The 12,825-nt window shown below is 74.0% G+C and carries 15 protein-coding genes; 9 read left to right on the top strand and 6 right to left on the bottom strand.

Going from position 1 to position 12,825, the window contains the following annotated elements:
- The first annotated feature begins 202 nt into the window (after positions 1-202).
- Positions 203-958, top strand: coding sequence for a glutamate racemase (locus OG370_RS37510; RefSeq protein ID WP_328472320.1), 756 nt, complete (start codon positions 203-205; stop codon positions 956-958).
- 46 nt (positions 959-1,004) lie between these two features.
- Entirely contained in the window at positions 1,005-1,571 is a 567-nt protein-coding gene (locus tag OG370_RS37515) for a hypothetical protein (RefSeq protein WP_328472322.1), read from the top strand.
- Positions 1,572-1,601: 30 nt separating this feature from the next.
- Here OG370_RS37515 and OG370_RS37520 read toward each other — a convergent pair whose 3' ends face one another.
- Complete coding sequence (locus tag OG370_RS37520; RefSeq protein WP_328472324.1) at positions 1,602-3,020, bottom strand: O-antigen ligase family protein; 1,419 nt, start codon at positions 3,018-3,020, stop codon at positions 1,602-1,604.
- Between the two features lie 192 nt (positions 3,021-3,212).
- Here OG370_RS37520 and OG370_RS37525 point away from each other — a divergent pair, with 192 nt between their 5' ends.
- Together OG370_RS37525 and OG370_RS37530 are read left to right on the top strand one after the other, a co-directional pair.
- Positions 3,213-3,734 carry an NUDIX hydrolase gene (locus OG370_RS37525; RefSeq protein ID WP_328472332.1) on the top strand — a complete coding sequence of 174 codons (522 nt, stop codon included), beginning with the start codon at positions 3,213-3,215 and terminating at the stop codon, positions 3,732-3,734.
- Between the two features lie 145 nt (positions 3,735-3,879).
- Positions 3,880-4,167: a hypothetical protein gene (locus OG370_RS37530; protein ID WP_328472334.1), complete on the top strand. Its 288-nt coding sequence runs from the start codon at positions 3,880-3,882 to the stop codon at positions 4,165-4,167.
- A 68-nt stretch (positions 4,168-4,235) separates the two neighbouring features.
- Here OG370_RS37530 and OG370_RS37535 read toward each other — a convergent pair whose 3' ends face one another.
- Positions 4,236-4,895 carry a PadR family transcriptional regulator gene (locus tag OG370_RS37535; protein ID WP_328472337.1) on the bottom strand — a complete coding sequence of 220 codons (660 nt, stop codon included), beginning with the start codon at positions 4,893-4,895 and terminating at the stop codon, positions 4,236-4,238.
- Positions 4,896-5,010: 115 nt separating this feature from the next.
- On the opposite strand from OG370_RS37535, the gene OG370_RS37540 reads away from it, so the two are divergent.
- Both OG370_RS37540 and OG370_RS37545 read left to right on the top strand, forming a co-directional pair.
- Positions 5,011-5,868, top strand: coding sequence for an SDR family NAD(P)-dependent oxidoreductase (locus OG370_RS37540; RefSeq protein WP_328472339.1), 858 nt, complete (start codon positions 5,011-5,013; stop codon positions 5,866-5,868).
- Between the two features lie 5 nt (positions 5,869-5,873).
- The gene (locus OG370_RS37545; RefSeq protein ID WP_328472341.1) at positions 5,874-6,782 is read left to right on the top strand and encodes an SDR family NAD(P)-dependent oxidoreductase; all 909 of its coding nucleotides are present in this window, start codon (positions 5,874-5,876) and stop codon (positions 6,780-6,782) included.
- Positions 6,783-6,881: 99 nt separating this feature from the next.
- On the opposite strand, the gene OG370_RS37550 is transcribed toward OG370_RS37545, so the two are convergent.
- The 3 genes from OG370_RS37550 to dhaK form a co-directional block, all read right to left on the bottom strand.
- Positions 6,882-7,316 carry a PTS-dependent dihydroxyacetone kinase phosphotransferase subunit DhaM gene (locus OG370_RS37550; RefSeq protein ID WP_328472343.1) on the bottom strand — a complete coding sequence of 145 codons (435 nt, stop codon included), beginning with the start codon at positions 7,314-7,316 and terminating at the stop codon, positions 6,882-6,884.
- Positions 7,313-7,990 carry a dihydroxyacetone kinase subunit DhaL gene (gene dhaL / locus OG370_RS37555; protein ID WP_328472345.1) on the bottom strand — a complete coding sequence of 226 codons (678 nt, stop codon included), beginning with the start codon at positions 7,988-7,990 and terminating at the stop codon, positions 7,313-7,315. Before dhaL ends, OG370_RS37550 begins: the two co-directional genes overlap by 4 nt.
- Before the next feature lie 82 nt (positions 7,991-8,072).
- Positions 8,073-9,065, bottom strand: coding sequence for a dihydroxyacetone kinase subunit DhaK (gene dhaK / locus OG370_RS37560; protein WP_328472347.1), 993 nt, complete (start codon positions 9,063-9,065; stop codon positions 8,073-8,075).
- Between the two features lie 407 nt (positions 9,066-9,472).
- On the opposite strand from dhaK, the gene OG370_RS37565 reads away from it, so the two are divergent.
- The 3 genes from OG370_RS37565 (at position 9,473) to OG370_RS37575 (ending at position 12,010) form a co-directional block, all read left to right on the top strand.
- On the top strand, positions 9,473-9,988 hold the full coding sequence (locus OG370_RS37565) for a hypothetical protein (protein WP_328472349.1): 516 nt from the start codon (positions 9,473-9,475) through the stop codon (positions 9,986-9,988).
- Between the two features lie 97 nt (positions 9,989-10,085).
- Positions 10,086-11,249 (top strand): sensor histidine kinase, encoded by a 1,164-nt coding sequence (locus OG370_RS37570; protein WP_328472351.1) that lies wholly within the window; start codon positions 10,086-10,088, stop codon positions 11,247-11,249.
- A gap of 71 nt (positions 11,250-11,320) precedes the next feature.
- The gene (locus OG370_RS37575) at positions 11,321-12,010 is read left to right on the top strand and encodes a response regulator transcription factor (RefSeq protein ID WP_328474790.1); all 690 of its coding nucleotides are present in this window, start codon (positions 11,321-11,323) and stop codon (positions 12,008-12,010) included.
- A gap of 139 nt (positions 12,011-12,149) precedes the next feature.
- Here OG370_RS37575 and OG370_RS37580 read toward each other — a convergent pair whose 3' ends face one another.
- Positions 12,150-12,713: a hypothetical protein gene (locus tag OG370_RS37580; RefSeq protein WP_328472353.1), complete on the bottom strand. Its 564-nt coding sequence runs from the start codon at positions 12,711-12,713 to the stop codon at positions 12,150-12,152.
- Between the last annotated feature and the right edge of the window lie 112 nt (positions 12,714-12,825).

A 12,825-nucleotide genomic window follows, 5' to 3' on the forward strand; every position in this document is an offset into this window, starting at 1 on the left:
CTCCCCCAGAGCTTCGCCTGGGTGGGGGTGCCCCCGGCGGAGCCAGGGGGAGTACCCCCACGCGCCCCTCATTCGTGCGGCTCTGCCCGCAAAGAGGGTGAGCCCGTCGTACGTAAGGGGCGCGGGGGAACTGCGCGACGAGCAGATCCGGGCGGGCCCGGGGGGCACGGCGCCCCGGGCCCGGGGGAACTAAAGTGGCGGCGTGAAGATCGGGTTGGTGGATTCGGGAATCGGGCTGCTGGCCGCCGCCGCGGCGGTGCGGCGGGTGCGGGCGGACGCGGACCTGGTGCTCGCGTCGGACCCGGAGGGCATGCCGTGGGGGCCGAGGTCGGTGGACGACGTGGCGGCGCGGGCGCTGGAGTGCGCGCGGGCCGCGGCGGCGCACGGGCTGGACGGGCTGATCGTGGCGTGCAACACCGCGTCGGTGCACGCGCTGCCCGCGCTGCGGGCGGCGTTCGAGCCGGGGCTGCCGATCGTGGGCACCGTGCCGGCGATCAAGCCCGCGGCGGCGGCCCACCGCGCCGTGGCGATCTGGGCCACCCCCTCGACGACGGGCAGCAGCTATCAGCGCGGCCTGATCGCCGAGTTCGGCAACGGCGCGCGGATCACCGAAGTGCCCTGTCCGGGACTGGCCGACGCCGTGCAGAACGCCGACACTGACGCCATCGACGCGGCGGTCGCCGCCGCGGCGGCCCTCACTCCATCGGGTGTAAGTGCCGTCGTCCTGGGATGCACCCATTACGAACTGGTCGTCGACCGCATCTCCGCCGCCGTGCCCGGCGCCGAACTGTACGGCTCCGCGGACGCCGTGGCGGCCCAGGCCCTGCGCAGGGTGGCCGACACCCCGGGCGGCGGCACCGTCGAGGTGATCCTCAGCGGCCGCTCGGCCCCCCTCCCGGCCGCCGCCCTCACCTACCCGCAGAGCGCGGGACTCGCCGTGACGCCCGCCACGGCTTGACCCCGGCACGATGCCGCGCGCCCCGCGGATGGGTACGCTTCGGGGCATGACGCACGCTCCCCGGCCGGAGACCGGCGCGTCCCAGGTGTGGACGGGCCGGGCCAGCAACCGTATGCAGTGGGTTCCCGCTGCCGTGGGCGCCGCCTGTGTGGCGCTCGGCATCTCGCTCGCGGTGGAGGGCCCAGGCCCCACCGCGAGCCTCGTCCCGCTCGTGATGTCGGTGGTGGGATGCCTCGCCGTGGGACTGCTCGTCCTGTTCGGCACCGTGGCCTTCACCCACGTTCATGTGCGCGTCGACCGTGACGCGGTGCAGGTGCGCTGCGGCCACATCGGGGTGCCGCGCCGCCGTATCCCGATGGGCGAGGTCAGCGGCGCCCGGCTGGCCCCGGTGATCAGCCCGCGCGCCTGGGGCGGCTGGGGCTACCGCTGGCGGCCGGAGAAGGGCACCGCCGTGGTGGTGCGCCGCGGGCCCGGCATCGTGATCGACCTCGGCGGCGGTAGGTGGTTCACCGTCACCGTCGACGACGCGGAAGGCGCGGTGCGCGCCATCCGCGAGATGCTCGGCCTGTCCGCCGCGCCGCGCGATCCGCAGGGCCCCACCGCCGCCCGTTGAGCCCGGAGCGGCGCCTCGGCACCCCGATCGTCAACGGTCCGGCGCCGACCCGGAAGCCGGCAGGGAAGCCCGTTCCGCGGCAGGACGCGGGGCGGGCTTCTGCATGGGCTGCTTCCGGCTGGGCTTCGGGCCGGACTTCGGGCTGGGCTTCGGTGCGGGCGCCGGTGCCTGGGCCGGGAGCGGCCGCGAGGTGGCCAGCCCCGCCAGCAGCCCCGCCGCGGCCGTGACCGCGGTGTAGCTGAGCACGTGGTCCACGGCCGCGAGCAGCCCGAGCCCGGTCAGCGTCGCGGCCGCGGTCAGCACCGCGGGCGTCGACCGCGGGGAGCGCCACAGCGCGCACAGCGTCCACAGGTAGGCGCCGCCGAGCAGCGCCACCCCCGGCACTCCCTGCTCCGCGGCGAGTTGGAACGGCGCGGACTGCGGGGTCTCGGCGGTGGGCGTGTCGGAGGGCAGCGGTGTGCTCTCCTCGGCGAAGCGTCCCGGCCCGACGCCGCGCAGCGGATGGCGTCCGGCGAGGTGCACGGCCTCGTGCCACAGCGCGACGCGCGGCTGGGTGAGCTGTCCGGTCAGCGACTCGGACAGCCCGCCGGGCGCCGCGTCGACCGCGACCGCGTAGCTTCCGCCGACCGCCAGCGCCGCGGCCAGCGCGAGCCCGACCAGGCCGATCAGCCGGTGCCGCATCCGGGCCGCGGCCAGCGAGCACAGCACGACCGCCACGCCCGCCGTGAAGCCCGCCGACGACCCCAGCACCAGCGCCGCCACCGCGGCCGCCAGCGCCAGCAGCCGCAGCAGCGCCTGCCACACCACCGACGGGACGCGCCACACCGTGTCGGGGACGCCCCACGCCGCGCAGCACGCCGCCCCGGCGGCCAGGACGAGCAGCGCCGCGTCCGCGTTGGGGTAGCCCAGCGGCGGCGCGCTCGCGCCGCCGGACAGCCGGTGCGCCGGGCCCAGCACCAGCGCCAGCACGGTCACCGCGCCGACGGTGAGGGTCAGCGTCGGCAGCATCGCCCCGAGCACCCGGCCCGCGGCGTATCCGGCGGTGACCGCGAGCAGCGCCAGCAGCGCGCCCTCCGGCCTGGCCTCGCGGCCGCCGGCGCAGACCATCACCCACACCGCGCAGCAGGCCAGGACGACCATCCCCGCCGCGTCGACCGCCCCGCCGCCGGACGGCGGCCGCGCCGGCCGGACCGGCTGCGGCGGGGACCCGGCGATGTCACCGATGTCGTCGATGCCGCCGGTGTCACCCGTGTCGCCGAGGTCGGGGAACAGGGCGGAGCCGGTGCCGTCCGCGGCCGTGCTGCCGCTCGCGCTCCCGTCCGGGTCGTCCTCGGGCGTACCGTCGGCCGCCCGGCCGTCCTCGGGCGAACCGGCGCGGCGCGGGCCGGCCTCCGCCGCCGCGCGGGCCCCGCGCGCCGCTTCCGGCGCGCCACCGGCCGTCGTGTCCATCCCCGACCCCCTGCCGCCACCACCCGGGCGCGACGGGGTACCCCGTGCCCGCGTTCCCCGCGTGGGCGCTGTTGTCCGGATCACCGTAACGGGTGAGGGCCCACCCTGTGGATATGTCGCACAGGAAGCTCGTCGAGCTTGTGAAACCTGGTGCTGATGTGGCGTTCACCTTTCATCTCGTAGGCTCGGGGCATGGCGACTCCCCAATTCATCCAGGACATCCGCGAAAAGGCGGGGAACGTTCTCCTCCTGCTGCCCGGCGTGGTCATGGTGGTCTTCGACGACCGCGGCAGGGTGCTGCTCAACCGCCGTACGGACACCGGCCGTTGGGCGCTGATCAGCGGCATCCCCGACCCCGGCGAGCAGCCCGCCGAGAGCGCGGTGCGGGAGATCCAGGAGGAGACCGGGGTGTCCGCGGTGGTGGAGCGGGTGCTCAGCGTCTTCACCAACGAGCCGGTGGTGTACGACAACGGCGACCACGCCCAGTACATCGACATCGTGCTGCGCTGCCGGGCGGTCGGCGGCGAGGCCCGGGTCAACGACGACGAGTCGCTGGACGTGCGGTGGTTCGCGCTGGACGAGCTGCCCCCGCTCGGGCCGATCGCCCGCGGCCGGATCGAGTCGGCGCTGCGCGAGGAGCCGACGTGGTTCGCGCCCGCGCCCGCCCCCGCGCCCGCACCCGCGCTCGACGGGGACGGCCACCGGGCTCCGTGACCCCGGTACGACCATCGGCCCGCGGCCGGCGCGGACATGTCGGCCGGGTCGGGCCAACCCCCTCCTGGCCAGGCCGCTTTGTCAGTGCTTGGCGGTAAAATCGACAGTGTTCGAGAGGGTTGGCCGACGCCTCAGGAGGAAGCCGATGGCCGCTGCCGTACTGCCCCTGGATACACGCCGACACACATCCGCGCCCGTCGTCGCACTGCCGAAGAAGCCGCTGCCCGCGGGCCTGCCCCGCGAGTGGTACGTCGCCCACAACCGCCGCCTGAAGACCATGCGCCTGACCATCGCCCTGCTCGACTCGGGGGTCTACGAAGCGGCTCAGGCCGGGAACGGACGGATTCGCCGCACCGCCGAGCGGATAGGCGTGCACCCGCCGTCCGACATCACCTGCCGGATGGTCCGCCACCTGCTGACCTACGGCCGCTGACCGACCGTAACCGCCCGTGCCTGTGGTGGGTGCGGCTTCCTCCGCGGAGGGAGCCGCACCCACCGCCCCTACGGCGCCGGGGTGTCGTGCGGGTGCTCCGAACCTTCCGTGCCCGCCGAACCTTCCGTGCCCGCGTCGCCGTTCGCCGCCGACCCCTTCGCCGGTGCCCCTGTCGCCGCTGACCCCTTGCCGAAGTCCTCCGCCGACATCAGGTCGGCCCGCTGCGCCCAGTCGGCCCACTCCGCCAGCGCCTCGTTGATCCGCAGGCCCGCCTCGATCGCGATCCGCATGGCCCGGGTGCGCGGGCTGTCGCCCCACTCGCCGCGGTCCTTGGCCTCGGCGTAGGCCCGCAGCGTCGTCGCGGTCTCGGAGTAGAAGCGGTGCTCGCGTTCCAGGTGGGCCCGCAGGCTGTCGGGGTCCATCAGCCAGAAGAAGTACGCCCGCAGCAGCGTCTCCATCCGGAACGTGTGGTCGGCCTCCTCCTCGGACAGCCAGCGCCGCACCTCCGTGAGACCGGCGTCGGTGATCCGGTACGCCTTCCTGCGGCGCGGCCCGTGGCTGTCCACCTCGATCAGCCCGGCCTCGGCGAGCCGGGAGAGCTCGGCGTAGATCCGCGGGTGCTGGGCCGGCCACACCGACCCCAGCGACTCCTGGAAACGGAGGGCGAGGTCGTATCCGCTGGCCGGACCTTCCGCGAGCAATCCGAGCAGGCCATGGCGCAGCGACATCGACGACTCCTAGGTACTGGCGGCTTCCTCACTCATCTTGACACGACCCGGTCCGTAACTAACATTGGACATGTCCAGGTGTACATGTCCCTAAAACCATATCGAGAGGCCACCCATGCCCAGCCACGACAAGCCACCTGCGGTACTCGTCACCGGCGCCGGCGGGGGAATCGGTGTGGCGACCACCCGCGCCCTCGTCGACAAGGGATTTCGCGTCTACGCCGCGGCCCGCAGCGCGACCGGACCGCTGGACGGCCTGGCCGGAGTGCACCCGCTCACGATGGACGTGACGGACCGCGCCGCCATCGCCGCCGCCGCCGCGGAGATCCGCGCGCGGGGAGACCACAGCCTGCGCGGCGTGGTCAACAACGCCGGCATCATCGTGCAGGGCCCGATGGAGCAGGTCCCCGAGGCCGACCTGCGCCGCCAGTTCGAGGTCAACGTGATCGGTGCGGCGCTTGTCACCCAGGCGTTCGTGCCCTTCCTGCGGCCCGCCAAGGGCACTCTGGTGAACATCACGGCCGGCACCGCCCGCGCGGCCGGCCCGTTCTACGGCCCGATCTCCGCCAGCAAGGCCGCGGTCGCCTCGCTCTCCGACGCCATGCGGCTGGAGCTCGCGCACTGGGGGATCTCCGTCGTGGTGGTCGAGCCCGGTGCGATGGACACCGCCATCTTCGCCAAGGCCGGGGAGGTCGCCGAGAAGGCGAACGCGTCCCTGCCGCCGGACCAGCTCGCGCTCTACCAGGCCCAGCAGGGCGCCGTGCTCGCCGGGATGGCCGGTCTGAAGCTGTCGTCGCCGGCGCTGGTCGCCGACGTCATCGCGAAGGTGATGACCACCGGCAAGCCCAAACCGCGCTACACCGTGGGCCCCGACCTGCGGCTCCTCGGCCTGCTGTCCCGTCTCCCGCTGCGGACCCGCGACCGGCTGATCAAGTCCGTGACCGGCCTGGGCAAGGTCCCCGCCGCACAGTGAGCACAGTGAGCACTCCGAAGAGCGCGCGCGGTTCCCACCGGCCCCGCACCATCGTGCTGGTCGGTGCCACCTCCGGCATCGGCCGGATGGCGGCCCGGCAACTCTCCGCCGGGGGGCACCGGTTGATCGTGGTCGGCCGGGACCAGGGGCGCGGCAAGGCGCTCGCCGCCGAGCTGCGCCGGGCCGGGTCCGCCGGTGTCTCCCGCCCGCCGGCGGTGTTCATCGCGGGCGACGTCTCCACGCGGGCCGGCATCGAGGCCGTCGTGCGGGAGATCCGCACCCACACCGACACCGTCGACACCCTGGTCAACAATGCCGGCGTCATGCTCGGACACCGTCAACTGACCTCCGAGGGGCTGGAGATGAACTTCGCCGTGCACCACCTGGCCCCGTACACGACGACCGCGCTGCTGCTGCCGCTGCTGGCGCGCGGGGACGGGCGGATCGTCAACACCAACTCCGAGGGCCACCGGATGACGATGAGCGGGGCCGGCGGGATCGACGTGGACTTCGGTGACCTGCAGAGCGAGCGCCACTACAGCATGTTCCTCACCTACAGCCGCACCAAGCTGGAGAACCTGCTGTTCACCTACGAATTCCACCGCAGGTTCCCGCAGTTCAGCATCGTGGCGGTACATCCCGGTGTGGTCCGCTCGCGGTTGATGCGCGGGGTGCGCAATCCGGCGATGTGGCTGCTCAACAAGGTGGGACGGGTGCTGCTCATGCGCCCGTCGCAGGGGGCCGTGCCCATCGTCCGGCTGGCGACGGCCGCGGCGGTGGAAAACGGCCGCTACTACGACCGGTTCGTCCCCACCCCCTCCTCGGCCCAGTCGATGAGCCCGCTGACCGCGAAGCGGCTGTGGGAGGTCACCGAGCGGCTGCGCGGCCCGATCGACAGCCAGGCGCGCGGCTGACGTCCGGCGGCCGGGCCTCCATCCCCGGGAGGACCGGCCGCCGGCGTACCCGGTCGCGCTCGGCCGGCGCCGACCCCCTGACGAACAGGTCGGCGCAGATCACACCTTGCGGTAGGTGTACGCCTCCGCCGCTGCCGCCGCGACCGCGTCGATGTCCGCGCCCGTGGACGCGGTGACGACGGCGGCGACCGCCCCTTCGAGGAAGGGGGCGTCCACCAGGCGTGCGCCGGGCGGGAGTTCGTCGTCGGCGAGCAGCGCCTTCACCGTCAGCACCGCGCTGCCGAGGTCGGCGAGCACCGCCACGCCCGCACCCTGGTCGACCGTGCGCGCGGCCGAGGAGATCAGGTCGGAGCTGGTGCCGAGGCCGCCGTCGGGCCCGCCGCCGGCCGGCATCAGCGGCACCTCGTCGCCGCCGGTGAGGGCGGACGCCAGATCCGCGACGGCGTTCGCGGCCGCCGCGCTGTGCGAGACCAGCACGATCCCGACCAGCGCCTTCGTACGGTCCCCGGTGGTGCTGTCCGTGCTGCCGGTCATGAGGAGGACGCCTCCCGTGCGGTGTCGGCGAGCGCGGTGAGCAGGAGGGCCGAGGAGGTCGCGCCCGGGTCCTGGTGGCCGATGCTGCGGTCGCCCAGATAACTCGCCCGGCCCTTGCGGGCGCGCAGCGGAATCGTTGCTGCGGCGCCTTCCCCCGCCGCCCGCGCCGTGGCGCTCAGCGCTTCGGCGGTGCCCTCGCCCGCGTCGAGCGCCGCCGTGAACGCGTCGAGCGCCGGTACCAGCGCGTCCACCATCGTCTTGTCCTCCGGCACCGCGCCGCCGAGCTGCGCCAGGGCGTCCACCCCGGCCTTCAGCGCGTCGCGCAGTTCCGCCGCGGTCACCGCCGGCGCGTCGCCGAGCGCCTTGCCCGTGCGCCGCAGCAGCGTGCCGTACAGCGGGCCCGACGCGCCGCCGACGGTGCTGATCAGTTGCCGTCCCACCGCGACCAGTACCCCGCCGGGGGTGTCCGGCGGCTCCTGCTGAAGTGCGGCGCGCGCGGCGAGGAAACCGCGGCGCATGTTGTTGCCGTGGTCGGCGTCGCCGATCGGGGAGTCCAGTTCGGTGAGGTGGGCGGCCTCCCGCTCGATCACGGACGTCGCCGTGTCGAGCCATCGCAGCAGCAGGGCCGCGTCTATGTCGGCGGGCTGGTCGGGCTGTTCGGGGACGGCGTTCATACGGTGTGCCTTTCCACGGGTGGTCGAAGCGGCACGGCGCGCGGTGCGCGCCCGCACACCCGGCGGCGGCCGGGGACCGCGGTCAGCAGCCCCAGCGCAGCGCCGGGGTCGACACGGGCGCGTCCCACAGCCGCAGCAGCTCCTCGTCGGCCTGGCAGATCGTCACCGAGGCGCCCGCCATGTCGAGCGAGGTCACGTAGTTGCCGACGAGCGTACGGGCCACCGAGACCTTGCGGGCGGCCAGCACCCGGTGCACCTCGGCCGCGAAGCCGTACAGCTCCAGCAGCGGTGTGGCGCCCATCCCGTTGACCAGCAGCAGCACCGGCGCGTCGGGGTGCAGGTCCTCGACCACGGCGTCCACCGCCACGTCCGCGATCTCGCCCGAGGTCATCATGGCGCGGCGCTCCCGGCCCGGCTCGCCGTGGATGCCGACGCCCAGCTCCAGCTCGCCCTCGGGCAGGTCGAAGGTCGGGCCGCCCTTCGCGGGGGTGCTGCACGCGCTGAGCGCCACCCCGAAGCTGCGGGACACCTCGTTGACCCGGTGGGCGATGCCCGCGACCCGGTCCAGCGGCGCGCCCTCGTCGGCCGCCGCGCCCGCCAGCTTCTCGACGAACAAGGTGGCCCCGGTGCCGCGCCGGCCGGCCGTGTAGAGGCTGTCGGTCACCGCCACGTCGTCGTTGACCAGTACCTTCGCCACCTGGACGCCCTCGTCCTCGGCGAGTTCGGCGGCCATGTCGAAGTTGAGCACGTCGCCGGTGTAGTTCTTCACGATGAACAGCACGCCCGCGCCGCTGTCCACCGCCGCCGCGGCCCGCACCATCTGGTCCGGCACCGGAGAGGTGAAGACCTCGCCCGGGCAGGCGGCCGTGAGCATGCCGCGCCCGACGAAACCGCCGTGCAGCGGTTCGTGCCCCGACCCGCCGCCCGACACCAGCCCGACCTGCCCGTCGTAGGGCGCCCCGCGGCGGACGATCACCCGGCGCTCCACGTCGACGGTCAGATCGGTGTGCACCGCCGCGAAGCCCCGCAGCGCGTCCGGGACCACGTTCTCCGGTACGTTGATCAGCATCTTCACGGGAATCTCCTCGCCAGGCCGGCAGCCAGGGCAACCGCCTGTGTCGTAGCAGGTCAGAGGCTGTGTCCAGAGTTCTCGACGGCGGCGGCCCGCGGTGCTGCGCGAGGGCGCGGCGCGGCGCTTTCGCCGACCGGGTGCCGGCGGGCGGGACGCGCCCCCGGTACGCGGGAGCCCGGGGTCGAGGCCACTCGTCCGGGCGGGCAGTTCATACCCCCAGTATCCGCCGATGATCGAGAAACGTCACGGCGTGGTCGCTCCCCGCCCCCGCGCGGACCCTCCACCTGGACCTTCCACGTGGATCTCCACCCGGATCTCCACCCTGGGGTGGAGCGACGGAACGGCGGTGGTCCTTAGCGTGCCGGTATCAGCGGAATGCCGGCGGAAGCACGTGGTGGGAAAGGGGCGGGATGAGTGCCCTGAACATCGTCCTCCTCGTGAGCGGCGTCGGCTACGTCCTCGCCCGCCGGATCATCGGGGAGGCCCTGGAGACCGGGCCGGTGCTGGCGGCGCCGGTGGTGCTCGGCGTGCTGGGGCTGTTCACGGTCCGCGACGCCCGGCCGGCGGGCGGGGCGACGGTCGCCCTGATCGCGGCGAGCTGCCTGCTGGGCGTGGCCGTCGGGCTGGCCCGCGGCCTGACCGTACGCCTGGGGACACGGGACGGCGCGCGATCGATGCGGTACGGGGCCGGGTCGCTGCTGCTGTGGCTGCTGGGGGCGGCGTTGCAGGTGGCGCTGTCGTCGGCCGGTCGTGCGATGGCGGCCGCGTCCGCGCGCGCCGCCGACCAGGGTGTGCTGCTCGCGGTCGGCCTCGGCGTGCTGGCCGAGTCGCTGGTGGTGCTGTCCCGGGCGACACGCGCCCGGCCCGCGGGGGCGGAGGACCAGGGCGGGCACGGCCCGGCCCACCGGGAGTCGCGGGATCGCTAGGCGGGGCGCCTCCGGTTGTCGCGGTGGGCGGGGGCGCTGGTAGTTTTCGCCCCGAACCGTTACCGGCTGACCGGCCGACCACGGGAAAAGAGCTCCAGTGCATCGACTTCGAGCCGTGATCCGCTGGTTCACGGAGGACAACAACCTCTTCCAGTTCTTCACCACCGCCACCGGTATCGCGGTGTGCGCGGTGCTGGTGAACCCGATCGGGACGTCCGGCACCGGACTCGCGGTCCTGTGCCTGCTCGTCGTGAACTCGGTGCTGCTGTGCACCCGGTTGATCCCCGTGGGAGTGCTGCCGCCCGGTCCGCAGACGGCGGTGCTGGGCGCCGCGGCGGTCAGCGCGGCCGCCCTGATGAGCCAGGACCACTCCGGAGCGGCGTCGCTGTTCGCGTTCTACGCGGCCGGCCACGCCGGGTTCCGCCTCGCGCAGCAGCGGGCGCTGACCTTCGCGGTGCTCACCAGCGTGCTGTGCGCGAGCGTGCTGCTCTTCCCGATCGGCAGCGCCTACGGCCATGTGTCGTGGTACTTGGGCGCGTTGACCGGCATCAGCGTGCTGGTCGGCATCTCCAACCGTTCGCAGGCCGACGCGCTCAGCTCGGCGCGGGCCGCCGCCGAGCAGGCGGAGCTGGCCTCGCGCTCCGAGGCCCGCGCCGAGGCGCTGGCCGAGCGCGCCCGTATCGCCCGCGACGTGCACGACGTGCTCGCCCACTCGCTGGCCGGCGTCAACATGCAACTGGAGGTCACCGACGCGCTGTTGGAGGCCGGCGCGGTGGACGAGGCCCGGCAGGCCGCCCAGCGGGCGCAGAGCCTGGTCCGCGCCGGACTGACCGAGGTCCAGCGCACGGTCCGCGACCTGCGGGAGGACGCGCTGCCGCTGCTGGAGACGCTGCGCTCCATGCTCGGCTCCAGCCCGGGCACCGGTACGCTGACCCTCGACGGATCGCCGCACGAACTGCCCGTCCGGCCCGCCCAGGTGATCGTGCGCTGCGCCCAGGAGGCGCTGACCAACGCGCACAAGTACGCACCTGGCGCGCCGGTCCGGCTGCGCCTGGGGTACGGCACGGAGGAGACCACCTTCGAGGTGGTGAACTCCGCGCCCCCGGACGGCTCCCGGCCGCTGGCCGGTGCCGGGAGCGGCATGGGACTCGTCGGGATGCGCGAGCGCGTCGAACTGGTGGGAGGCACGGTGACGGCCGGCCCGATCGTGGACGGCGACGACGCGGGAGGATGGCGGGTGCGCGTGGTGATACCGGCGTGAGCGAGCGCGAGGCGGACGGGCACACCGGGAACGGGCACGACGTGGACCGGCGGGACGCGAGGGGGTACGGGGTGGAGGCTCTCGGGGCCGACGGCGAGCGCACGGTGCGGGTGGTCGTCGCCGACGACCAGACCGCGATCCGCGAGGCGCTCGCGGTGGTGCTCGACCTGCAGCCGGGCCTGGAGGTCGTGGCCACGGCGCGGGACGGCGCGGAGGCCGTGGCGGCCGCGGACGAGCACGCCCCCGACGTGATCCTCATGGACCTCAACATGCCGCGGATGGACGGCGTCGAGGCCACCCGGCTGGTCACCGAGCGCTTTCCCGACGTCGCGGTGGTGGTGCTCACCACGCTGGCCGACGAGCAGTACATCCTCGCCGCGCTCGGTGCCGGGGCCCGCGGCTATCTGACCAAGGAGTCCGGCCGCCAGGACATCGCCCGCGCGGTGCGGGCCGCCGCGGCCGGGCAGGCCGTCCTCGACCCGGCGGTCCAGGAGCGGTTGCTCGCGGCCGCCGTCAAGAGCGCGGCCCCGGCCGAGGTGCCGATCGCCGGCCTCGCACCGGACCTCACGCCCAGGGAGGTCGAGGTGCTCACCCTCATCGGCGAGGGCCTGACCAACCGCGGTATCGCCGAACGCCTGGTGGTCAGCGAGGCCACGGTGAAGACCCATATCAACAACCTCTTCGCGAAGGCGCATCTGCGCGACCGGGCGCACGCCGTGCAGTACGCGTTCATCCACGGGCTGGTGAAGGCCCGTGGATGAGGTGCGGGATCGCGGCTGACGGCTTCCCTGTCGCCCTTTGCCCGGCTGACCGGCCGCTGACCTGCCGCTGAGTGGCTGCCGACCGGGCGCTGTCGGACAGGTTGCCGGTTGCCGGTTGCTGGTGGCCGGCGGCCGGGTGTCAGCCGACGCGCGGGGCCGCCGCGGGGCGGCCGTCCCCCGCGGGAGCGGTGCCCTGGGCCGGCGGCAGCGTCCGCACCCGGGCCAGCACCAGCAGCACCCGGCTGAGCACCATGGCCAGCGCCATCAGGACGAAGAACGGCGCGATGGCGTCCTCGACGATGCGGTGGTCCGTCATGAACGTGACCAGGTGGCCGCGGTACCAGTCGTTGTGCTCGCTGAGGTAGATGAACGCCACCCGCAGCGCCACCACCACGGACCAGATGGCGACGAACCCGGCGCCGCACCGCGTGTACACCTGGCCCGAGCCCCGGTCCCGCTCCACCCCCGTGGTGAGCGTCGCGATGCCACCGCACACCACCCCGACCGCGGCACCCACCAGATAGACCACCAGGTCGACGGTGTGGGTGGGCGCGCCCCTGAGGTAGAAGTAGCCGATCACCGAGACCGACACCAGAGGCATCAGGACCTTGTGCCGGTCGTACTTCCTGCGGCCGTACTGCGTCAGCAGCATCAGCCCGAAGATGCCCCCGCTGATCGCCAGCGCCTGCTCCATGTCGGTCATGACCTCGCACTCCTTCGCTTCGACGGTGTTCCCGTGGTGCCGAGAGCGACTCTCCCGCCGTGGCGGGCGAAGTACCTGGTCCCGTGGGTGGAGGTTCGGGTGGAGAGGGCGA

The organism is Streptomyces sp. NBC_00448, from assembly GCF_036014115.1.
Taxonomy (GTDB): Bacteria; Actinomycetota; Actinomycetes; order Streptomycetales; family Streptomycetaceae; genus Actinacidiphila.

Excerpts from the sequence above, each read along its gene's own strand:
- OG370_RS37515 (WP_328472322.1), top strand. The coding sequence starts at position 1,005 with ATGACGCACGCTCCCCGGCCGGAGACCGGCGCGTCCCAGGTGTGGACG.
- OG370_RS37520 (WP_328472324.1), bottom strand. The coding sequence starts at position 3,020 with ATGGACACGACGGCCGGTGGCGCGCCGGAAGCGGCGCGCGGGGCCCGC.
- OG370_RS37525 (WP_328472332.1), top strand. The coding sequence starts at position 3,213 with ATGGCGACTCCCCAATTCATCCAGGACATCCGCGAAAAGGCGGGGAAC.
- OG370_RS37530 (WP_328472334.1), top strand. The coding sequence starts at position 3,880 with ATGGCCGCTGCCGTACTGCCCCTGGATACACGCCGACACACATCCGCG.
- OG370_RS37535 (WP_328472337.1), bottom strand. The coding sequence starts at position 4,895 with ATGTCGCTGCGCCATGGCCTGCTCGGATTGCTCGCGGAAGGTCCGGCC.
- OG370_RS37540 (WP_328472339.1), top strand. The coding sequence starts at position 5,011 with ATGCCCAGCCACGACAAGCCACCTGCGGTACTCGTCACCGGCGCCGGC.
- OG370_RS37550 (WP_328472343.1), bottom strand. The coding sequence starts at position 7,316 with ATGACCGGCAGCACGGACAGCACCACCGGGGACCGTACGAAGGCGCTG.
- dhaL (WP_328472345.1), bottom strand. The coding sequence starts at position 7,990 with ATGAACGCCGTCCCCGAACAGCCCGACCAGCCCGCCGACATAGACGCG.
- OG370_RS37565 (WP_328472349.1), top strand. The coding sequence starts at position 9,473 with ATGAGTGCCCTGAACATCGTCCTCCTCGTGAGCGGCGTCGGCTACGTC.
- OG370_RS37580 (WP_328472353.1), bottom strand. The coding sequence starts at position 12,713 with ATGACCGACATGGAGCAGGCGCTGGCGATCAGCGGGGGCATCTTCGGG.